Source organism: Glaciecola sp. KUL10, from assembly GCF_003203515.1.
Classification (GTDB): domain Bacteria; phylum Pseudomonadota; class Gammaproteobacteria; order Enterobacterales; family Alteromonadaceae; genus Glaciecola.
The window spans coordinates 371,842-394,682 of sequence record NZ_BGNG01000001.1; the positions used below are offsets into that span (position 1 = coordinate 371,842).

Here is a 22,841-nt window from a genome sequence, read left to right on the forward strand (position 1 = left end):
AGGGAGTAGACTGCTACTCTCGCCTCAATACACTCGATTAATTTCAAACACTTAGCATGCTCGAAGCTTATTTTTCATTGATGCAAGACAAACAGTTACAGCAAAGCGTTGTTTCAGTTTGTCTTTTCTTTTTGCTGATACTTTTTAAGCGAATTTTTAAAACAGTTTTGGTGGCAAGAGCGCGCAAACAGAAAACTAGCTATCGCTCAAAAGTAAACACGATGAACAACAGCCTTAACATCGGGTTTGTTTTGGTCGTACTCGCAATATGGTCTAGTGAAATTCAGCAGTTTGCCTTGTCTATTGCAGCATTTACTGTGGCAATAGTATTTGCGACCAAAGAATACATACAGTGTTTTATTGGTTATTTATATTATGCAAGTGCGCGACCGTTTAGAATTAACGATTGGATACAAATACAAGACGGCGTAGGCGAAGTCATCGCAACAGATTGGGCAAAAGTGACCTTGCTGGAAGTAGATCTCCAAACAAATAGCTATACTGGTAAGCATTTGTTTATTCCCAATAACCAAATGCTGCTAAAAACAGTTAAGAATTTAAACTTTTTGCGGCGTTATTGTTTAACTGAATTCACCCTTACTTGCGAACCTAAGACGAACATTACTCCAATTGTTACTGAGCTAAAAAAGCGCGCAAAAGTCTATTGTGAAGATTTTGCTGATGTAGCCCAACGTTATAAATCCTTGATTGAAAAACGTATGGACGTTGAGTTTATAAGCTCTGAACCCACGTTTCATGTCCATACTAATGAATTAGCGAATATATGTGTATCTGTTGATATATTTTGCCCTGTTGAACAGAACCTAATTTTACAACAAAAAATAACTGAAGATTTTTTCGCACTTTTGTTAGAAAAATAAGAATTACAAGATTGAAGCTTGGCAGTTTCGAAGACTTAGCACTAAAAGTTAGTTTGTATTGCTCTGTTTCACTTGTTAAATAAATGAAAACGGATATATTGATGTAAGCGCTTGTATAGGTAAACTAAAGTCGAAGGCTGGTCTGGAAAAAGGAAAGAGATTTAATGAGTAAGCAAGATGTTCGTTATATTAGTAATCTGACAAAAGACACATACGCACTTGTATTAGCAGGCGGACGTGGATCAAGATTACATGAACTCACAAATTGGCGCGCAAAACCTGCCCTGTATTTTGGGGGTAAGTTTAGAATAATAGACTTCCCTTTATCAAACTGTGTGAATTCAGGCATTCGAAATATAGGTGTACTCACACAATATAAATCTCACTCTTTAATCAGGCATCTTGTTCGAGGTTGGGGGCACTTTAAAAAAGAGTTAGGTGAATCCGTCGAGATTTTACCTGCGTCTCAGCGTCATTCAGACGAATGGTATCAAGGTACCGCTGATGCTGTTTATCAAAACATTGACATCATTAGAGATGAGTTACCCAAGTATGTAATGGTGCTTTCTGGTGATCATATTTATCGTCAAGATTACGGTAACATACTCGCTGAGCACCTTGAATCGGGTGCGAAAATGACGGTGAGTTGCATTTCAGTACCGATCGAACAAGCCAGAGGCGCATTTGGCGTTATCTCAGTTGATAAAAATAACAAAATCGTAGACTTTCAAGAAAAGCCGGATGAACCTACTCCGTTACCTAGTGACAGTTCTAAGTGTTTAGCATCAATGGGCAATTATGTTTTTGATACCGAATTTTTGCTCGAACAACTTGAGAGAGATTCAAAAACACAGGGGTCAGAGCGCGATTTTGGTAAAGATATTATCCCTGCCATTATAGAACAAAATGATGTGTACGCTTTTGATTTCTCAAAAAGCAGTAAGAATGATTCATATTGGCGAGACGTTGGTACGTTAGACTCATATTGGGAAGCCAATATGGAGTTAGTAGCGCCCGTCCCCGCCCTGAATATTTATGACAAAAAGTGGCCGATCTGGACGTACCAAGAACAACTTCCCCCTGCTAAATTCGTGTGGGAATCAGAAGAAAAACGTGGTGAGGCATTTAACTCAGTTGTATCTGGTGGGTGTATCATTTCAGGTGCAACTCTCAGAAACACTATTTGTTTTTCTAATGTAAGAATTGAATCTGCTGCGCTCGTCGAAGAAGCTGTAGTGTTACCAGAAGTGACAATAGGCGCCAACTGTCGGATCAAAAAGGTGATTATCGATAGAGGATGCATTATCCCAGCAGGGACTCAGATTGGTTATAACCATAGTGAAGACGAAAAACGTGGATTTAGAGTCTCTGAAAATGGCGTGGTTTTGGTAACAAAAGATAATTTAGATTGGTTTAAACAGTAATCAAATCCGAAATTGTTTTCGCAACTAATTTAGGGTGCTCTAGCGGGTACATATGCCCGCCCCTATCTAATAAAGTATGCCTCATGCTAGGGTTGCCTTTCAAAAACCGTTTATAAAGCTTTGGAATACATACCTTAGAATCTTTTCCCGTCACCAGAAACGCACCGGTAGATAGTTGGCCATAATGTTTACTTAATTGAGTGGGGATTGTTCTAAAGATATCTGCTTCTACCTGCACTTCAAAGTTTAATCGCAGTAGCTTTTCATCTTGGTGCATAACAGCATTAATATAGTCTCTAATACAGTCATCATCGAAATTTTTAAATAGCGCTTTTGATTTAAAATATTTAACCAAATCATTGTTTATATGCCATGTTCTGCGTCTAATTTTCGATAAACCGGCCGGTGTAATCTTATCAATTAACTTAGTGCGTTTTGCTAATTGAAAAACCATAGATGCAGGACCGGTAATTAAGGGCGGGTCTAACATAATTAAACCTTTAAATAATTCAGGCCGTTTACAGCATGCAAGATACGATAAAACGGCCCCAAATGAATGCCCTACAGCGTAGGTAGGCCGATCCGCAAAATCGGGGTCTAGGTTCTGATTTTCGACAAATTCAATCAATTCATCAACTTGATTACGCCAATGATCAACTAATGGAAAACGATGATCATGAGCGTACTTGTCCTTAGCAACTACATGAAAGTGATCGGGAAATGCCGCAAACATCTTACGATAACTCTGCGCGGGGAAGCCATTTGCGTGTGCAAAATTTATATTAATAGATTTAACGGTCATATATATTCAAATACGCCTGAGGGGTCATTCCAAATATTCGTTTAAAGGCACGCCGAAAGTTAGCTAAATCAGAATAACCCAATTCATATGCTACTTGCGTGACAGAAACATTGCCCTTGTTAAGCTTTTCAATGATGCGTTTTTTACGTACTTCATCCAATATTTGTTTATATTGAGTGTTGCGCCGAAGCAATTGCCTGTGCAGCGTTCTTTTACTCATCCCAACCTGTTTTGCAACCTTGTCAATTGAGCAGTCTTCCTGGTCTAAATTATTTTCAATATAACGTTCAACTAAATAATCGATGGGTGGTTTACTGTTATGCTCGTGCAATGCTTTTTCACACATTAGTTTAGCCTGTAAAAAGCTGATGCTATCTATCCCTTTGATTGGAAAATAAAGATATTTTTTAGGTACTAAAATACAACTTTCTAAATGACCAAACGTTACACGCTGCGCGCCGAGTCCTTCATACTCATTAAGATAATCAGGGGCCTCAAAATCAAATTCAACTAATAATTCGTTAAGTCTACCAACATCAGAAAGTTCATAAGACTTGAAAACCGAACAAATTGCATATATCAAAGCGTCTAAGACTGCTCTGTGGTGATCATGCTTCCAATATTGGTCTATTATATTGACGCGAAGATAGTCTTGGGTTTCGAGAACTGACAACTTTACATTTGGAATTCTCATTGAAATAAAGCGCTGTTGAAACTTTATTGCCTGAAAAACATTTTCGCAATTTGCTAGGCCTAATCCAAAAAAACCATGATGAGTCATCTTAAGCCTTTGCCCTACTCTCAATCCAATATTTTGATATTCAGGATATGATAATAGTTGCGAGAGCAATGACTCAAATTGTTGGTAAGTAATACTGGCATCTAACGCTAAGAAATCTTCAACACTTAATCGCTCTTGATTCAACCATTCGTCAGCATCAAATCCAGACTGTTTTAGTACTTCTACTATATGACCAAAATAATATGCAGGTATTTTTGCCTGCTGCATTTCTTCACCCAAACTAGATATAAATTTAAGGGGCAAAAGTAGCGTACTCATATCACAATTGCAAAAATGGCAATATATGACTCCTTAATGACCTGTTAAAGACTCACAATTAATCAGCCAACGCCTTAAGCTCATTTTGAAAACTAGAAAGGAGCTTAGTATGTGGCACTACATTAAATTTTTAGCATATAACTTTAGTATTGTATTAGGGTGCTTTAGTATTTTATTGGCTGATTTTTATATCATCCTTGGATTTATTGCTTTCGTGAGTTTTTATTCAATCGGTGATGCTCTTTTAGGAAATGATATTAGCAAACCGACTCTTCAAAATAAGGCACTTTTAGGCACCCTTTTATACAGCTCTGTACCCACCACATTATTCCTATTATTTTGTATTCTATGGATATGTTCACCTAATGATTGGTTGATTGTGTCCAAGCTTGGCAGCATGATTCAGTATGATTTTATGTATGCTAAATCCCAGACTTCTTTCATCGAGTTTTCTGTTGCAATTTTATTTTGTGGTCTGATGCTTTCTGGTGTCGCGACAGTAGTGGGGCACGAATTAATACATAGAGTTGGCGATCAAAAAGCAGTAATCACCGGTCGTTGGTTATTAGCGGCTAGTTTAGATGCTAACTTTTCGATTGAGCATGTATATGGTCATCATATTAAAGTGGCCACGCAAGATGATCCAGCTACTGCACCAAGGGGGCGAAATGTATACCATCATGTTTTGCTTGCAATCTACCGCACAAATATATCAGCTTGGAATATTGAAGCCAAAAGATTAAACCGTAAAAAACTAGTTTGTTTAGTATAAAAAACCAATATTTGCGCGGTTGGTTTATGTCTATTTTTATTTTGTTTGTCGCGTTCTATATCGCCGGCTGGTTTGCTTGTTTGTTTTTATTTGCGACAGGTTTTGTATCGAAATGTATTTTAGAAGTGGTAAATTATATGGAGCATTATGGATTAGTGCGTCATCCTCGTCACCGAGTCGAGCCGAGACACTCCTGGAATTCTAATAAAAAGATAAGTTGTTGGGCGATGTTTAACCTTCCTCGGCACAGTCATCACCACTCCAAAGGTGCAGTGCCATTTGATAAATTGGAGGCAATGCCAGAAGCGCCAGAGATGATATCAGGTTATATTTCAACCATGCTAATTGTTTTGATTCCTCCCTTATGGTTTAAGTTAATGCAACCAAAGCTAGCGCACTGGGACAAACACTATGCAACTTCTGAAGAACTAAATATTCTATCTAAATTAAAACATCGCGATAATCGCAAACCAAAACAAGCGCTAGTCTAGCGCTTGTTGTCGTTCAGCTTCAGCCCAATCATGTTCTATCTTAGTGGATGACCAATAAAAGGTAGCGATAGACAGTATATAAGGTAAGACTAGCCAACTTAACGAAAGCCTTAAGGCTTCTGCCTCTCCCATTGTTTCTGCCCACATTTGACTAACAATACCGACAATAGTCGGGCCACCACCTAGTGCAATTATGTTCAAAACAAAGAAAAATAAAGCCGTGGACATTGCACGTGCGTTTACGGGGGCGAGTGTTTGTGCGATTGCGAAACAAGGTCCCAGATACATTCCACTTGTGAAAAGAAGTATCGTCATTAAAATTAACGATAATTCGACACTTTGAACCTGAAGAGAAAGATAAAAACAGGGCACTCCAATCAGTAAAGCAAAAAACGGCAGTAGTGCATAACCACGTTTAGACTGTTTACCCCATTTATCAGCAATGACACCCCCCAACCACACGCCCAATGCGTACGCGGTTCCGTTTGCAATACCAAATATAATTAACAACTCTTGTATTGGCATACTCGGATGAATACGCACATAAAAATCAATGATCCATGTAGAGATAGCATAGTTACCAAATGAACCAAACGAAATACCAAGGCACATGCCCCACCAAGTTGGGATTTTCATTAGCCTTTTAACTGACGTCATGAACCCCATTTGTTTGGGGCCATTGGCAACAGCAGACCGTTGGGGTTCTTTTACGGTTAACTTCAAAAGAATAGCTAGCAAAACACCAGGTAAACCGACTGCAATCATCACTGTACGCCAATCTGTTGTACCACCGTCTAAAAAAAACGCTGACGCGAAATAGGCAGCCATAATGCCAAATGGGATACCTAAAGAATAAATTGCTAACGCTCTAGCACGCTCGTTTTTATCAAACAGGTCTGAAATCATTGAGTGCGATGGCGGGCTCCCTCCCGCTTCACCTATACCAACCCCGACGCGCAATAACGCTAACTGCAAGTAACTTGTAGCAAAACCAGACAACGCAGTAAAACCGCTCCATAAAGTCAACGAGACACTTACAATATTGACGCGACTATACCGATCAGCTAACCACGCAATTGGAATTCCCACTACGGTATACAACAATGCAAATGCAAAACCTTTTAACCAACCAAGTTGCGCATCGTCCAATCCCATATCGGCTTTGATAAAGGGAGATAAAATACCGATGATTTGTCTATCAATAAAGTTAAAGGCATATACTAGCGTCAAAATTATTAAAACGTAGTTCCTGTAAGCATTTGATGTTTGACCTTCCTGCATAGCTGCTTGTGTTGTCATATAACTGTTCCATTGATTCTCTTGTATTTATACTCATACACTCACTCTATTCACTCAACTTTATGTAAATTATTTGTAAACATCATTAACATAAATACTCCTTAAACAATAAAGCTTGCAAGTTAAAACTGAATTTCACACAATGCACACATCTGACCACTTGAGCATGTAGTTTTCATTATGAATATCGATGAGTTATTGTCTTTAGGCGCAGCAACAGTTAGTAACCCAAATAGTCAAATTGTCGTCCCCAAGAGCTGGGCACAAGGCAGAACGGTTTATGGTGGTTTATCAGCAGGTGTACTTTATGCAGCAGCAAAAGGGCTTGTTGCACCTGAGCGTATAATGAGATCCATGAGTACCAATTTCGTAGGGCCACTTTTAGCTGAAACGCCGTTTGAAATTAGTGTGGAAATAGTCAGAGAAGGCAAAAACGTTTCACAAATTCAGGCCAGAGCCATCCAAGAGAACAAAATTTGTGTTGTCAGCCAAATTTGTTTTGCACAAAGCCGTGAATCGAATATAAAAGTCGAAAACAATGATACTCATCAAATGGGATTACCAAACAAAGGAAACTTTATTCCTCAAATACCCAAGGTAACCCCAAAGTTTTTAAAACATATTGATTTATCGTTTGAAGCAGGAGGAATCCCTTTCACCGGCAGAAAAACTTCTATTTATCAAGGTTGGATGCGTTTCAAGCAGGCGCCATCTAGCTTCACTGATGCACATTTAGTTAGCCTAATAGACGCATGGCCACCGACACTATTACAAATGCTAAAATGGCCAGCACCGGCAAGCACGGTAAGTTGGAATTTGGAGTTTCTTCATCCTCATTCACCAGTCAATCCTACTGATTGGTTAGCATATCAATCGAGTACACGACAAGCAGGTGATGGTTACGGGCATACTGAAGCTAACATTTGGGATACGCAGGGTAAGCTCATCGCGATTAGCCGCCAAACCGTCGCTGTTTTTGATTAATGGTTAGATAAAACCAGTGCTCTGCTTATGAATCAGGCAGCTTTGAAAACATCGGGATTAAACAAGTGGAGGATCTGTTCAGCTTGAAAGTTTGCCATATCCAGTGCTTCGTCTACGTCGTTGATATCCAAATGGAGACCGTCAAATAAGAAACTGGGTAAATGCTCCTTTAAACTGTAGTGTTCTGGGTAAGTGTTTATCACTGAAAGTTCGTAAGCTAGTTGAATGACTTGGTTATCTAACACATCTGAAAAGTTATCATTGTGATGTTGTGCACTAATCACTTCTATCAGCGAGCTTGGCAACTGCCAAGATTCGCATAGCGAGCTAGAAACTTCAGCATATGTAAACCCTAATACATTTAATTGGGCTAGTTTGGGGTGCGTTTCACTATCAAATTTCGCACAATCCTCAGTAATAAAGGGACTCGTTTGCAAAACAACTAATTCGCCAATGTTATGCAATAATCCACTCGTAAACATTCTGTCCACATCTTTACTTCCAAATAAAGCTGCAAAGTGTCTGCATAAAATGGCACAAGTAACACTCTGCTCCCAAAACTTATCTAAATCTATTAGTGAATCTTGAACTTTAACGAACGCATTTGAAATACCAAAAACTAAAGCAAAATCGTAAACGGCTGAGGTACCGATGACTTGAATTGCCTTTTGGACTGAATCAACTTTGCGTGGGAATCGATAAATTGCACTATTAGCAACCTTCAGAATATGAGCAGCCAAACCAGGATCTGTGTTGATAATTTTGGCGATACTATTTGCATCGGCTGTATCATTGTCGATGAGTTTTTTAACCTTTAAAGCGGTGGCGGGCACCGCAAACAGTGTTTTAACTTTTTCTGCATATTCAATTGCGTTCATGTTCGTTTAACTCTCTTATGCCTTATTTGGTGCGATTACACACTCAAATTCTCACAAAATTAAACTTCTACCAAAACATCCTAAAACCAGTATTAACAATAAATTTACATTTGTCCACTACGAAACTTTATTTATAGTTGTGTTTGCAAAAATAGTGCGGCTTCTGTTTCAAAATCACTCGCTGATAGTAATTTGTGTTCGGATTGCAGGCTTTCTCTCATTTTGATTTGTTTTACTAGCCACTTATTAACAGGACAAGGTATTGACAACAACTCTGCTTGCTCAACAACTTTTTGGTGTAAATAGTCAATTTCGGTCTGTTTACCCTCTTTCAAATCCCACCACATTGAAGTTCTTACCTTTGGATCAATCTCAAGCATCTTTTGTGCCAGTATTAAAAACAGCCAATTTGGCAGTGTTAATACAAAAGGTATTCTTTCATTACTTATGTTAGCGACTTTAGGGAGTTTAATTTGTAATGCGTCTGTGACGTTCAATAATTCCTGCATCGCACGAGAAATAATATGCCGATAGAGACGTTTTTTTAACATAGCCTTTACGGGCACATTTGATAGCGCATTAACTGCATTTCCTAAATTAAGTTGAAGCTTGGCCCATTGCAAGGAGGTCATATCGCGCGTAACGTTTGTTGGTAAAATGTCACTATCAATGAGCATAGCTAATGACTCGATATCTATATTTTCGTTCCGTATTTGCTCTAAGGTAAAACTGCCTTGAGAGCCCCTGTGAAAAAAGCCATCCGATTCAGAAACAACATTAAATGGCACCATAGCTCTAATAACAGTGAGTGCGGGGAACTGTTCTTTCACCACTAAATGGGCTTCCACACCATTTTGACAGCAAATAATTATACTTTTACTGTGCAAGAACCTAGCTAAGTCTGTTTTTAAGTCGACTAACGCTGTGCATTTAACAGTCACCCAAACAACGTCATAAACTTCTTTGGCTTCTTTATGTAAAGTTGGATTGGTAAATGATAGTTGATTTACTTGTGCTTTATTGCCCGTGTAATCCGTTAAGGTTATTCCATTAGCTAATTTTTGCTTTGCCTTTGCTCTGGCATGAATATGACACAATAAGCCCTTGCACAAAAATGCGCCTGCTAGGTATGAGCCGATTAAGCCAGCACCGAAAACGAGATGAGTTACATTTCCCTTTTGCTTACTAGTTCTTGCTTCAATCATAGGGACACCTTTCTATGCACTGTATTTCTCAACATTTTTCGCAAACCCCATTAGCGTAAATGAACCAAGTGGTGAACTAATCATTATTACTTTATTAAACTATCACGTATTATGTCGCTTTTACTATAAATTAGCTTAAAAACAAGAATTTAAGAGTTTATGAATAACACAATTTTATTTATCGCTTATGTTTGGCCAGAGATAAAATCAACAGCGGCTAGCCAAAATATTATGAGTTACGCTCACGCTTTTAAACGCGCTGGTTATCGCGTTTGTTTTGCAAGTGCAGCACAAACTTCCGATCAAAGCGTTAATTTTGAACGTTTAGAAATCGAGAAAATCCAAATTAAGCTTAATTGCGACAGCTTTGATGAAGTGATTAAAAACGTAAATCCGGATATTGTGTTATTTGATCGGTTTTTAACGGAAGAACAATACGCATGGCGAGTAGCTAAAACATTACCCAATTGTTTACGCGTATTAGACTGTGAAGACCTCCATTGCCTAAGAGAGGCTCGTCGATTACTGCATAAGCAAAATAAAAAGAATCAACTATATGTATCTTTTCCAGATGCAAACATCCCTATCAATCTTAAAGAGCTGGATATTACTAAACGAGAAATAGCATCTATTTTTCGAAGTGATATTTCTATCGTTTTATCTGAGTTCGAAGAAAGTCTACTTAAGTCATCATTCAACGTTCCCGCATCATCTTTGCTCTATATCGGCTTTTTAGAGCGAAAACTCATTCCTAACACGCCTAGCTTTTCACAAAGACGAGACTTCGTGAGCATCGGAAGTTTTAAACATGAGCCAAATTGGGATGCAGTGTTGACGCTTAAAAACAACATTTGGCCGTTGATAAAACAAAGATTAAGTAATGCTCAATGCCACATCTATGGCTCTTACCTACCTCCAAAAGCCAAATCATTAGAAAACAAAAACCAAGGCTTTTATGTCCATGGATTCACACCAAATGCACATGAAACGCTATCAACCCACAAAGTACTTTTGGCACCGATTAACTTTGGTGCGGGTATCAAAGGGAAATTAATTGATGCAATGCAAGTCTCTACCCCAAGTGTCACAACGCCAATTGGTACAGAGGGAATTGAAACAGATAGTTTAAAGTGGCCAGGCGCAAAAACTCAGAATTTTGCCGAATTTGCAGACATTGCAGTGCAATTACACGAGTCTGAACGCGATTGGAATTCGAAATCACAGCGGTGCGCCCAACTACTAGAACGGAATTTTAATCATGAAAAACATATCGAACGATTACTAGAGAAAATTGAAGGTACTCAACACCTATTGCATGAACACCGTGCCACAAACTTTATTGGCAGTATGCTCATGCATCACAATATGGCGAGCACTCAATATATGGGGCAATGGATAAGTGCCAAATCGAAGCTTAAGCAAGATCCTTAATGCGCTTTATGGCATTACTGATGCCATCTTTTCTTCCTGAAGAAAAGTATTTTGCTAAACCCAAGCTATGTAAATAATCAAAGAAATCAAAGGTCAACAGGCTATCATTAGAAAGAGAGTCTGCTTTTTCGAAAAGAATAGCTAATATACCCTTGATTATTTTGCTTTTGGCCTGAGCTTGGTATAAACCATTCTTTCGTAAAATCCATACCTGTGTTTCACAGCCTAATACTTCGGCATCTGCATTACAGCTATCAACGTCTAATATTGATAGTTGTTTACTTGCAAGCAGCAACTGACGATGTTTATTATCCCATGAGCTTGCTCTTAAGACTTTAGTTGCCAGCGTCAATTCTCTTAAAGTGTAATCTACTAAGCTTGATTGATTTAGGTCTTGGTCAGTTGAAATTTTGTCATTGTTAAGCGCAATTGCATTGGCAAGTGCGCTTGAAAACTCATCTATATCAGCTTCATTATTGTAGCAACCTATCGATAGCCTGATGCAATTGTCAAGCCCCAAGCCCTTCATCAATGGAATAGCGCAATGGGTGCCTACACGGCAAGCAATATTTTGCTGATAGAGAGCATTTGCTATATCAACAATTGAGTATGAGTCTACAATAAACGAAATAATACCTATGGAGTTGTCGCGATTACCTAACACTTGTACGCCTTGAATTTGGCAGATTTTCGCTAATGCATATTCGTATAAGGCGCGTTCATGTTCAATTATGTTTGCTATATGTTGTGCCAAAAACAAAACTGCAGGTTTAAATCCGATTATGGCGGCGATGTTTCCGGTCCCCGTTTCAAATTTTAATGGCGGCGGCTGCATGTCAAACGCTTCAAATGTGACGTCAGTAATCATTTCACCACCAAATTGGCTCGGATAAAGATTTTCAGCAAGAGAAAACCGACAATATAGTATTCCCAGCCCTGTTGGACCGTACATTTTATGTGAAGAAAAAACATAACAATCACAGCCAATTGCTTTTACATCGACGTGTAAGTGTGCGATGGCTTGCGTTCCGTCGATTATCGAAAGCGCCTTCATCCGTCTTGCTTTGATGCAGACCTTTTCAACTGGGTAGATGTTACCTAACAAGTTGGACACGTGAGCCATAGCAACAATCGCAGTATCCTCATCTATTGCGTTGAGCAAATTATTTTCTTGCTCTTGTGTCCATGTGCCTTGCTCAGCTAACTTGATTACGCATAAGTTCAAATCATGGCGCTTACACAATTGCTGCCAAGGAAGCAAATTTGCATGATGCTCAGACTCAAGAATTACAAGCTTGGAGCCATTCAATTGAGATGCGCACAATCCGCTTGCCACTATATTTAGACTTTGCGTTGCGCCAGATGTAAATATAACTTCTGCGCTCGATTCAGCATTGATTAGGTCTGCAGTAAGTTGCCTAACCTCTTCGTAATATCTTGATGCTCGATTTGCAAGCGGATAACTCGAACGGTTGACTGTTGCATATTCATTGCTATAAAACTCACAAGTTCGCTCAATAACAGTGCGCAGTTTTTGCGTTGTGGCAGCATTATCAAGATAAATGGGCCTTTCTAAATCAGAGTTTAAAGGAGACTTCTCAAAGTAAGGAAACTGTTCACGCATTAAAATAAAGTTGCCTAGCGATAAATAATGACGGAATCATATTCACTATTTAAGAAAAATACATCTTTCTTTTGGATTTGTGACTATAAAATAAATATACAAACTAATCATTGCCAGTATGGTGGTTACAAAACAAACCGTTTACGATCACATTCGGACGAACCGCTTTGCAATGATCACCTAACTCTTTTAAGAAAATTATTAATGACAACTCTTCAAATTCTTGGTGTCACTTTTTATAGTCTTATTTTACTTCTCGTATTGAGAAATACTGCTTTTAGCACACTAGTAGCCGACAAGCACTTTCAGCATCGTTTGTTTGGCGCTTGCGCAATCATATTTATCTTGTGGGTGTTAAGAGTCGGAATTGTAGAGGGTTTATATGTGCATTTTTTGTGGTTAACTGCCCTATCCCTCATATTCGGCTTTCGCTGGGCAATCATTGGAGGCTCATTTGTTTTGCTCGGCGCAACAGCCGTAGGGTTTTACTCTGCAAATCAAATAGGCATCAATGGATTGTTCGGTGTTGTTTTCCCCATATGCCTTAGCTATTTCATATTAAGTATTAGTTTTCACAAAATGAGTAAACATATCTTTGTTTATATTTTTATTTGCGCATTTTTAGCCGGCGGAGTTTGCATTGCACTTAAAATGGTTGCTCAAGGTGTTTATTACTATTTCGATATAGGCTATGAGTGGGACGATGTTTATAATAATTTTCTAAAAATCATCCCATTAGTCGTTTTTCCAGAGGCGTTATTCAACGGTATGATCATGACGCTGCTCATCATATATAAACCAAACTGGGTGTACACTTATCACGATAAGTTTTATTTGGATAAAAAGTAGCACCCGTTGTGGCGACTAGCAATTGATAACTCACGACTAGTTTGAGAACGATTAACTTTTAGGTAAAAGAATATCCATAATATCGTTCAACTCAGACTTTCCTTCTCTGATTTCTGCTTCGCTTAAACCGGCCAACTCATGAGGAAACACTAACCATTCATTACTCTGGTTAACAAAATAATCTGGGATAATATCTGTTTTATTATTGGCAGGTTTGTACCATGGCGTTGCTATGCGCATATCCTTCGGTGTGTTTAAGCGCATTAATTGCTTAATTTGCTTAACAAGCGCATCCACACTTCTTCCGGAATCGAATACATCATCAACAATCAGTAAACTGTCACCAGCATTTGCATTTTCTATCAGGTAGTGTAGCCCATGTACCTTAATCTCTTTTGATTGTTTGTTGATCCCATAATAAGAACTGGTGCGCACTGCAATGTGATCAGTTGGGGTATTTTTGTATTCAAAATACTCTTGAACCGCTATACCTATGGGCGCTCCGCCTCTCCAAATACCTATGATAAAGTCGGGTCTAAAGCCATCGTCATATACCTTAGCTGCAAGCCTAAATGAATCTTGCAGTAATGAACTCGAATTTATGTATACTTTACTCACAATGTCTTCCTACCTATGTGTTTTACATTTGACAGCGGAGTATAGCGATTATTGCTCTTGTAAGCTACGCGCAGGGTGAATCTTTGCTGCCTGACTCGCTGGATAGAGGGTAGCAAGTATGCACAAAACTAAGCTACCTATTGATATCCAAACAATTTGAGCTGAGTTGACATCGATGGGAAGACCTTGACCATTTGGTCCAAAAGACAATGGGGAACCGATTAAGCTCAAAAACGGATTCAGTTGTGTTACTAATAAAGTGCCTATTACTAAGCCAAAAAAGATACCTTTGAGACCATTGAATAAGCCATTCAACAAAAAAATCAGCAATACGTTTGAAGCATTTAGTCCTTGAGTTTGAAGTATAGCAATATCAGCTGTTTTTTCACTGACGACCATTACTAGCGCTGATATGACATTAAAAGCGGCAACGGCAATCACCAACATCAGCATCAAAGACATCATATTTTTTTCCATCTTGACCGCGTCAAATAGCTGTCCTTGTCTTTCGCGCCAAGTTTTGAAGTCGATATCCTTTTGCTTGAGAACATTGGTGACACCTTCGAACAAAAAAGCATCATACAAGTCTATTCGGGTGGCACTAACACTCTCTAGTGATTTTCTTGAAAGTTTTGCCAAGTCAGAAACGTGCATCAATAGTACTTTGTCATCCATCTCAGAGCCCACCTCAAATATGCCAGCTACCGTAACCAATCGCTGACTAGGGAGGCGACCAAAAGGGGAATAAGAGCTCGCTACTGTACTTATAACTCGCAAACGACCTCCTATTCTGACGTCCATTTGATTGGCTAGCACCCGACTAATAACGACGTTAAAGCTTCCTGCTTTCATATCAGTGTATGACCCTGCTAACATATTATTGGCAATAATTGAGGTGTCATGCAGTTTTTGGCTATCGACGCCTTGTACAAAAACACCCTTCAAATTACTTCGTGATTGAATGATTGCCTCTTGTTCAATAAAGCCTGTTACGTTTTGCACAATTGGCGCTTTTTCAAGTTCTTCAATCAATTTAGGATCGTCGATTTCTGCCACAATATGCGGAAGAATTCCTAATATTCTTTGCTTTAATTGACCTTCTAATCCATTCATTACTGATAAAACAGTTATCAAGGCAGCGATTCCAAGACTTATACCGATCACCGAAAACGTATTAATAAACGCGACAAAACTATTTTTGGTGGACGTTTTTGAATATCTCAAGCCGATGAAAAAGGCTATGTTAAGGGATTTAACGAATGAAGATTTCGGCATGGAAAAATACATTAAGTACCATTTATTGAATGATCAGTATTTAATACTATATGGCACCAAAAAGCTATCTGAAGGGCTCATTTTGGCTTATTAATTGCTTTATGAATTTATGCAAAGCCCTGCTAAATTATGACAATAGAGGATTTCGGTTGCAAAATTTCGAACAACAAAAAGAACAATTTGATTCATTTTTTCTGATTAACTATCCCATCCCCGTTAATTTGATTCCAGCAACCGATGAACAGTCAAAACAAAGTCAAGAAGCCTTTGAAGAAACCATGCCGTATGCTTTCAAAATAGCCGCTGAATTGTCGGAGATCGAATCTCAAGCTTTGAAGCCTCTTCGCTCACTTGGTGATAAATTAAATGATTTGGTTTCGTTCTTACAAATGCAATCGCGTAAGATTGACCTAATGATGTCCTACATTCTGCTCAATGAGGACGACCCCGAATTCAAAGCAACAGCAATTAAATTTGGAGGTGGAGGTTTGGTAGTTGAACATCCAAGACCCTTCGATATCGGCGATTCCTTTACTGTGAAGATCTTCCTAGAGAAAGAAGCAGCCGCTGTATACTGCCAAGCTCAAGTAATAGAAAGTGTTGCTAAAGATGATCTCTTTGAGGTCAGTTACGTGTATACTCATATTCGCGAGCAGGACCAAGAATTATTAGTTCGCGCTAGCTTGCATTTACAAACCAACCAATTAAAAAAGAATAAACAAAAAAGAGACAATTTATAGGCAACAAATTGCCTTTAGCGCTCTTTTTTCAAAAAAGAGATTAGCTTATAAAGATGTCGAGTTTATTTTCGCCCACGCTCCCAACCCTAAAAAGCGCATCCAAATCAAATATTGTCGATCATATTCACTGGGGTCAATTACATGGAGCTAGTCAGGCATTAGCCATTTCACAAGCAGCTAAGTCACATCAAGGCCCTTTGATTTTGCTAACAGCAGATACGCCAACTGCAATAAAGCTTGAAAAAGAACTCGACTATTTCCTAAGAGGTGATGATTTTAAAGTTCAGTTTTTCCCTGATTGGGAAACATTGCCTTATGACGGTTTTTCACCGCATCAAGATATCATCTCGCAACGACTAGAAACGCTTTATTTACTGACACAAAAAGAAGCAGGAATTTTTATAGTTCCTGTAAATACGCTGATGCAAAGACTCGCCCCAATTGAGTATGTGGGTCAACATTTGCTCTATCTGCGCGTTAACCAAACATTAGATGCTGATGACTTTAAAAGAAAGCTAGAAAAGTCTGGTTACCTTCATGTCAGTCAAGTCATGTCTCATAGTGAGTTTTCCGTCCGTGGCAGTATTATTGATTTATATCCAATGGGCAGCGAACATCCCTTCAGGATAGACTTGTTTGACGATGAAATTGACAGTATTAGACTTTTTGAGCCCGAGACTCAACGAAGTGGGGATAAAGTCGAGGAAATACGATTGTTGCCCGCACGCGAATTTCCCACTAATCAGGAGGCGCTATCAGCATTTCGACAACGCTATTTGGAGCGTTTTGATGGTGCAAACAACAGTGACCAAGAGTCAATTTTTTATCAAGTCAGCAAAGGCACTATGCCCAGTGGGATTGAATATTATCTGCCACTATTCTTCGAACGAACCTCTTCGCTGTTTGACTATTTGAATGACAATACCTGTATCGTCATGCACGGTGACTTGCACACGGCAGCGCAAGCATTTGAAAAAGACTTAGCCAATCGCTATGAGCAATATCGATATAATTTAACTAGACCCCTACTGCGACCGAGTGAACTATTTTTAGAGACGGAAGAATTGTTTTCTAAGCTTAAAAAATGGCCGCGTATTAGTATTCACCCAAACATGGTCGACAATAAAGCAGGACGAATCAATTACGAATGCGATGAGCTCGTTACTATTGGTATCGATTTGAGTGCGACGAATCCATACCAAGCCATACAAGCTGAAGTAAAAAAAGCAAAAGAAAACAAACAAATCGTCATATTTTGTGCAGAATCTGCGGGTCGAAAAGAGAACCTAATCGATATTTTGCACAAGGCGAAAATATTACCACAAAACATAGAAATATTTTCGGAGGTATTTTCTAATCAGTCGTTCAAAGGCGATATATTTATTAGCGTAGGCATGCTTGAAAACTCCTTCAAGTGTAACAGTAAAAATGGATTCTATTTTGTCACTGAAACCCAATTATTGGGTCATAAAATAAGTCGACGAAGACTAAAAGATAAACGCAAAGCGACAGATGAATCAGCCATTGTAAGAAATTTAGCAGAGTTACGAGAAGGCCAACCTGTGGTGCATCTTGATCATGGTGTAGGTAGATTTTTAGGGCTTACGACACTCGATGCAGGCGGGGTGACTACCGAATATCTGAGTATTGAATACGCAAAAGGCTCAAAGTTATACGTTCCAGTATCTTCCTTGCATCTGATTAGTCGTTATAGCGGTGGAGATCCCGACCATGCCCCCATGCATAATCTTGGAAATGACACATGGTCAAAAGCAAAGAAAAAGGCAGCTGAAAAAGTGCGCGATGTCGCGGCTCAATTGTTAGATGTTTATGCGAAACGCGCCGCTAAACCGGGATATGCTTATAAGATAGACTGGCGAGATTACCAAGATTTTGAGAAGAGTTTTCCTTACGAAGAAACAGTTGACCAGACAAGTGCGATCAACTCAGTGATACAGGATATGGGTAGCCCAAACGCAATGGATCGCTTAGTTTGCGGAGATGTTGGTTTCGGTAAAACAGAAGTTGCGATGAGGGCTGCCTATTTAGCTGCTTCACAGGGTAAGCAGGTTGCTATATTAGTACCGACTACTCTGTTGGCTCAACAACACTTTGAAACTTTCCAAAACCGATTTGCACAATACCCGTTCAAAATAGAGGTTATTTCTCGTTTTGGTAGTTCAAAAGACCAAAAACTGGTCATTGCTGACCTCGCATCAGGTCAAGCAGATATAGTAGTGGGAACACATAAACTTCTTCAAGATGACGTTAAGTTTAAAGATTTGGGCCTTGTAATAATTGATGAAGAACATAGATTCGGTGTAAGACAAAAAGAAAAGTTTAAAGCCTTAAGGGCAGACGTAGATATTTTAACCTTAACGGCAACTCCTATCCCTCGGACCTTAAACATGGCCATGAGCGGAATGCGTGATTTATCTATAATAGCGACGCCGCCCGCGAAGCGATTGCCTATCAAAACATTTGTGCAAATGCGTCAAAAAGAGATCATTCGCGAAGCCATCATGCGAGAAATCCTGCGCGGTGGACAAGTTTATTTTCTGCATAATGAAGTTAAAACAATTGATAAAACGGCCAGAGAAATTGAAGAAATAGTGCCTGAAGCACGAATCGCGATTGGCCATGGTCAAATGCGAGAACGCGAACTCGAAAACGTCATGAACGACTTCTATCATCAGCGCTATAACGTGCTTGTATGCACCACTATTGTTGAGACTGGAATAGATGTACCAACGGCAAATACGATAATTATGGATAGAGCTGATCACCTAGGCTTAGCTCAACTTCATCAATTACGGGGACGTGTAGGACGCTCTCATCATCAGGCATATGCATATTTGCTCACCCCTCATCCCAGACGAATGACAAAAGATGCAAGTAAGCGACTTGAAGCGATTGCTTCTTTAGAAGATTTAGGTGCAGGATTTGCCTTAGCGACTCATGATTTAGAAATTAGGGGAGCAGGAGAATTACTGGGTGACGATCAATCTGGTCAAATCAATACCGTAGGGTTTAGCCTTTACATGGAAATGCTGGAACAGGCTGTAGAGGCTTTAAAGGAAGGAAAAGAGCCCTCTCTTGATGATGTACTGTCTAAACAGACGGAAATTGAGTTACGCATACCCGCTTTACTACCCGACGGTTATATAGGTGATGTCAATACTCGTCTTTCTTTATACAAAAAGTTAGCTAACTGTAAATCTCAGATTGCAATTGATGAATTACAAATTGAACTAATTGATCGTTTTGGATTACTGCCGAATTCAGCAAAAAATTTAATCAAACAAAGTAAGTTGAAGTTAAAAGCTCAACTCTTAGGCATTAAAAAGATTGAAGCATCACAAACTGGTGGCATACTAGAATTCGATGCGAACACAAAAGTTGACCCTGGTTATTTGATTCAATTGATTCAAAAACAGCCCAGTAAATACAAGTTTGATGGGCCACAGCGCCTCAAGTTCATGCAGAACACAAACGATGTTGAAAAACGAATAGAGTTTGTATCACAACTTATTGATAAACTGACTAAGGAAACCCATGCTAAAACTGCGTAGTGATAACTGCTTTAGTAAATTAGTCATTGGCCTATTTATGTCCGGCACATTATTTACCTGTTCAAGCAAGTTGTTTGCGCAAGATGACGTTGATTGGTGGTTTGATGTAGAGGTAATCGCATTTGCTAGAACAGGAAACGATTCTCAAATTAGTGAGGATTTTAGTAAAGCGATGTTCGAGCTTAAAAACAAACAAGCAATTGACTTATTCACCCCCGCATTATCTAGTTTGTATGAAGGTAATAACCCTTTAACTCAACTTCCCATTTGTGATAAACAAAGCATTGCCATTCCTAAGTATATTAACCTCGCAAGCCCATACGTTGCTCATGACTTACCCAGTGTTTCATTCGATGAAATGGAAGGTGTACTTGTCGACCACACTGGAGGTAAACGTGAGACTCACAGCGAAAATGAGGGTAGCCTTTTATTAGAGGATGTATCACAAAACGATGAAACCTTCATTGTTGAGGTATCAAATCAACTATCATCAGATTGGTTAAAACCTATTCCTGAACAAATCCCAATCTGTGAACGCACAGAATTAGACGAATTTCATGCCTATCTTTATCAATTAGGCATGTTCTCCTATGAATATGAGTTACGCGATATCAATAGTTTGATCGATAGCACTCCTCGCCGATACAACACGGGATTGAAAGCATTTACAGGAACTCACTATTTATTGCCTGATGAAGATTTGGATCTTATCGATTATGCCTCATCACTCTACAAACAGCGCAACGTTCGGACCTTACTGCACACCTCGTGGAGACAGCCGGTTGTCTTTGGAGAAGAGAATGCTCGCTATTATCGAGTTTTTGCTGGTAACCGGATTAGATATCAGGATAGAACACCTACCTATGAAGAATTGAATTCCAAATACTCTCCAAAAACAAACATTAATGAAGAGGATAGTAAAGACAGTAGCCTATTTTTCACAGAGTTGAAAACCTCCCTTATTTCTCCAGAAAATGTAGACTGGGCGAGTATTGAAAATATCAATGACGCAATCGAAAACCAAGACATGATTGTTGATACTTATGAAGATACGTGGGAGTTAGACGGACAAATCAAGGTCTATTTACGCTACATCAATCGCATTCCTTACCTGCATTTAGATAATGAATTTATGTTAAGTCAACTCGATGTAATCCCTGAGGGTTACCCCACCCTTTCTCAATTTCCTTTAAAACAACGTCGCAGAATTATTAGCAAACAGATTCATTATTTTGACCATCCTAAATTTGGTCTCATTATCAGGTTAGAACGTTTTGAGCCTCCACAAGACTTAGAGGAAGAGGAACAGCAGTAAAAATGAAAATTTATACCAAAGGCGGTGATAAAGGTAACACCCAAGTGTACCTTGCTGATATAAAGCGAGTCAGTAAAGATGATAAAATATTGGCTTGCTATGGCGACTTAGACGAACTAAATAGCCATATCGGTATGTTAGCCGCCCACTTAGAAACACTGACAGAAAATAAGCATAGAAAGGATGTGCTGCTCAGTACTGCTGAGTTATTGAATATCCAAAAAGATATTTTCTCAATTGGTTTTGCGATTTCAGACAAACCTCAATTCGGGAGCGAAAGAATCGATTTTCTGGAAACTAAAATTGATACCTTGCAAGCTAGTTTAGCACCTCAAACTCATTTCATATTGCCCGGAGGCTCTATCGCGGCGGCACAAGCTCATATTAGTAGAACTGTCGCTAGGCGCGCTGAACGCGCCCTCGTTTCACTAGCCAAAGACAATCAGGTACCCGAGGTTTGTTTAGCATACATCAATCGATTATCCGATTTCCTATTTGTAAGTGCTCGTTATTTAAATTCTTTATCGAACAAACCAGACATCGTGGTGTAACAGATAAATAGCGAGAGCCTGAATATTAAACAATACCATCTAATTCGTAACTCGCTATCAAAGTCTTTGCAACTTTGTGTGCTTCGTTAAGGCTTTTAGAGTGAATACTTGGGTTTTTAATATTTGTACTAATGAGCAAGCTTTCAGCTAATTTTGCATGCGTATTGAAGTCTTTAATTGACAAACCATCTAAGACTTTTTCAGCCTGATCTGGTGCGTTGCAGACAAGCGCCATGGTGCAACCTGCTTTTAAAGCAGCTTGCGCACGTTCAGTGACGCACTTAATGGCAGTAGCAGCTTGCATTGAAAGATCATCAGAGAAAATAACGCCTTTAAAGCCAAGCTGTTGACGTAGAACATCCTGTAACCATCGTTTTGAAAAACCGGCCGGCAAATCATCTACCTTATTAAATATGACATGTGCGGGCATAAGTGCAGATAATTTATTTAATGTAATTAAGCGTGAAAAAACAGCCATATCTGTTTGCTTGATATCATCAAACTCTCTTGTATCTATTGGCATCGCTACGTGAGAGTCTTCCAAAACACTGCCATGACCGGGGAAGTGTTTTCCACATGATTTCATACCAGCACTACTCATACCATTAATGTAGTGAGTGGCAAGATCAATCGTTTTTTCTACCTCACTCGAAAAAGAACGTAAGCCGATCACTTGTGAACCTCGATTAAGGTCCAACACCGGCGCAAAACTTAAATCAATATCACAATCGATTAGCTCTTTGGCCATAACAAAGCCCATCGCTTTGGCTAGTGCTTGTTGTTCTTTAGTGTTTACAATACTCGTAATCGCGCCCATCGAAGGAATGTGAGTAAACCCTTCAATGAACCTCTGAACCCGCCCACCCTCATGATCAACAGCGACCAAAAATGGCCTTTTTACAGTCTCCCGAATATCTTTTATTAGGGCTTTAAGTTGCGAAACTTCAGCGTAATTTCGTGAAAACAAAATAATACCACCAACCAAGGGATGTGCTAATTTTTCACGCTCAACCTGAGATAACGCAAAAGCCTCAATATCGATAATGATCGGTCCCATTTATTTTCCTAAA

20 protein-coding genes are annotated in these 22,841 nt (G+C 39.1%); 11 read left to right on the forward strand and 9 right to left on the reverse strand.

The features are described 5' to 3' along the window. Positions 1 to 221: 221 nt before the first annotated feature. On the forward strand, positions 222 to 881 hold the full coding sequence (locus tag KUL10_RS01760) for a mechanosensitive ion channel family protein (protein WP_233499668.1): 660 nt from the start codon (positions 222 to 224) through the stop codon (positions 879 to 881). A gap of 164 nt (positions 882 to 1,045) precedes the next feature. Beyond that, positions 1,046 to 2,305, forward strand: a complete 1,260-nt coding sequence (gene glgC, locus KUL10_RS01765; RefSeq protein WP_110427182.1) for a glucose-1-phosphate adenylyltransferase — start codon at positions 1,046 to 1,048, stop codon at positions 2,303 to 2,305. On the opposite strand, the gene KUL10_RS01770 is transcribed toward glgC, so the two are convergent. Both KUL10_RS01770 and KUL10_RS01775 read right to left on the reverse strand, forming a co-directional pair. Then, complete coding sequence (locus KUL10_RS01770; protein WP_110427183.1) at positions 2,295 to 3,107, reverse strand: alpha/beta fold hydrolase; 813 nt, start codon at positions 3,105 to 3,107, stop codon at positions 2,295 to 2,297. The two genes, glgC and KUL10_RS01770, sit on opposite strands and share 11 nt — an antisense overlap. Further along, positions 3,097 to 4,167 (reverse strand): AraC family transcriptional regulator, encoded by a 1,071-nt coding sequence (locus KUL10_RS01775; protein WP_110427184.1) that lies wholly within the window; start codon positions 4,165 to 4,167, stop codon positions 3,097 to 3,099. Before KUL10_RS01775 ends, KUL10_RS01770 begins: the two co-directional genes overlap by 11 nt. A gap of 109 nt (positions 4,168 to 4,276) precedes the next feature. Between KUL10_RS01775 and KUL10_RS18925 the strand changes: the two genes are divergently transcribed. Next, positions 4,277 to 4,939, forward strand: a complete 663-nt coding sequence (locus KUL10_RS18925; RefSeq protein ID WP_255417680.1) for a fatty acid desaturase — start codon at positions 4,277 to 4,279, stop codon at positions 4,937 to 4,939. Between the two features lie 26 nt (positions 4,940 to 4,965). Next, entirely contained in the window at positions 4,966 to 5,430 is a 465-nt protein-coding gene (locus KUL10_RS18930) for a fatty acid desaturase (protein ID WP_255417681.1), read from the forward strand. On the opposite strand, the gene KUL10_RS01785 is transcribed toward KUL10_RS18930, so the two are convergent. Beyond that, positions 5,422 to 6,729, reverse strand: coding sequence for an MFS transporter (locus KUL10_RS01785; RefSeq protein ID WP_110427185.1), 1,308 nt, complete (start codon positions 6,727 to 6,729; stop codon positions 5,422 to 5,424). The two genes, KUL10_RS18930 and KUL10_RS01785, sit on opposite strands and share 9 nt — an antisense overlap. 180 nt (positions 6,730 to 6,909) lie before the next feature. Between KUL10_RS01785 and KUL10_RS01790 the strand changes: the two genes are divergently transcribed. After that, on the forward strand, positions 6,910 to 7,713 hold the full coding sequence (locus KUL10_RS01790; RefSeq protein ID WP_110427186.1) for an acyl-CoA thioesterase II: 804 nt from the start codon (positions 6,910 to 6,912) through the stop codon (positions 7,711 to 7,713). Positions 7,714 to 7,745: 32 nt separating this feature from the next. On the opposite strand, the gene KUL10_RS01795 is transcribed toward KUL10_RS01790, so the two are convergent. Further along, on the reverse strand, positions 7,746 to 8,591 hold the full coding sequence (locus KUL10_RS01795; RefSeq protein WP_110427187.1) for an HDOD domain-containing protein: 846 nt from the start codon (positions 8,589 to 8,591) through the stop codon (positions 7,746 to 7,748). A gap of 131 nt (positions 8,592 to 8,722) precedes the next feature. Continuing rightward, complete coding sequence (locus KUL10_RS01800) at positions 8,723 to 9,796, reverse strand: 2-dehydropantoate 2-reductase (RefSeq protein ID WP_110427188.1); 1,074 nt, start codon at positions 9,794 to 9,796, stop codon at positions 8,723 to 8,725. 159 nt (positions 9,797 to 9,955) lie between these two features. Between KUL10_RS01800 and KUL10_RS01805 the strand changes: the two genes are divergently transcribed. Next, positions 9,956 to 11,227 carry a glycosyltransferase gene (locus KUL10_RS01805; RefSeq protein ID WP_110427189.1) on the forward strand — a complete coding sequence of 424 codons (1,272 nt, stop codon included), beginning with the start codon at positions 9,956 to 9,958 and terminating at the stop codon, positions 11,225 to 11,227. Here KUL10_RS01805 and KUL10_RS01810 read toward each other — a convergent pair. Next, complete coding sequence (locus KUL10_RS01810; RefSeq protein WP_110427190.1) at positions 11,211 to 12,851, reverse strand: aminotransferase class V-fold PLP-dependent enzyme; 1,641 nt, start codon at positions 12,849 to 12,851, stop codon at positions 11,211 to 11,213. The two genes, KUL10_RS01805 and KUL10_RS01810, sit on opposite strands and share 17 nt — an antisense overlap. 204 nt (positions 12,852 to 13,055) lie before the next feature. On the opposite strand from KUL10_RS01810, the gene KUL10_RS01815 reads away from it, so the two are divergent. Beyond that, the gene (locus KUL10_RS01815) at positions 13,056 to 13,700 is read left to right on the forward strand and encodes an energy-coupling factor ABC transporter permease (protein WP_110427191.1); all 645 of its coding nucleotides are present in this window, start codon (positions 13,056 to 13,058) and stop codon (positions 13,698 to 13,700) included. Positions 13,701 to 13,751: 51 nt separating this feature from the next. Here KUL10_RS01815 and KUL10_RS01820 read toward each other — a convergent pair whose 3' ends face one another. Together KUL10_RS01820 and KUL10_RS01825 are read right to left on the reverse strand one after the other, a co-directional pair. Next, positions 13,752 to 14,318, reverse strand: coding sequence for a phosphoribosyltransferase (locus tag KUL10_RS01820; protein WP_110427192.1), 567 nt, complete (start codon positions 14,316 to 14,318; stop codon positions 13,752 to 13,754). Positions 14,319 to 14,366: 48 nt separating this feature from the next. Next, a complete protein-coding gene (locus KUL10_RS01825) occupies positions 14,367 to 15,593 on the reverse strand; it encodes a lipoprotein-releasing ABC transporter permease subunit (protein ID WP_110427583.1) in 1,227 nt (408 codons plus the stop codon). Positions 15,594 to 15,742: 149 nt separating this feature from the next. Between KUL10_RS01825 and KUL10_RS01830 the strand changes: the two genes are divergently transcribed. Genes KUL10_RS01830 through KUL10_RS01845 form a run of 4 tightly spaced genes read left to right on the forward strand, consistent with a single transcriptional unit; the run spans position 15,743 to position 21,771 of the window. Further along, complete coding sequence (locus KUL10_RS01830; protein ID WP_110427584.1) at positions 15,743 to 16,333, forward strand: PilZ domain-containing protein; 591 nt, start codon at positions 15,743 to 15,745, stop codon at positions 16,331 to 16,333. A gap of 53 nt (positions 16,334 to 16,386) precedes the next feature. After that, positions 16,387 to 19,905 (forward strand): transcription-repair coupling factor, encoded by a 3,519-nt coding sequence (mfd, locus tag KUL10_RS01835; RefSeq protein ID WP_110427193.1) that lies wholly within the window; start codon positions 16,387 to 16,389, stop codon positions 19,903 to 19,905. Continuing rightward, positions 19,889 to 21,220, forward strand: coding sequence for a CsiV family protein (locus tag KUL10_RS01840; RefSeq protein WP_110427194.1), 1,332 nt, complete (start codon positions 19,889 to 19,891; stop codon positions 21,218 to 21,220). Before mfd ends, KUL10_RS01840 begins: the two co-directional genes overlap by 17 nt. Before the next feature lie 2 nt (positions 21,221 to 21,222). Then, positions 21,223 to 21,771, forward strand: coding sequence for a cob(I)yrinic acid a,c-diamide adenosyltransferase (locus KUL10_RS01845; RefSeq protein WP_110427195.1), 549 nt, complete (start codon positions 21,223 to 21,225; stop codon positions 21,769 to 21,771). 25 nt (positions 21,772 to 21,796) lie between these two features. Here the strand turns inward: KUL10_RS01845 and nagZ are convergent, their stop codons facing one another. Continuing rightward, complete coding sequence (nagZ, locus tag KUL10_RS01850; protein WP_110427196.1) at positions 21,797 to 22,828, reverse strand: beta-N-acetylhexosaminidase; 1,032 nt, start codon at positions 22,826 to 22,828, stop codon at positions 21,797 to 21,799. Positions 22,829 to 22,841: the final 13 nt, after the last annotated feature.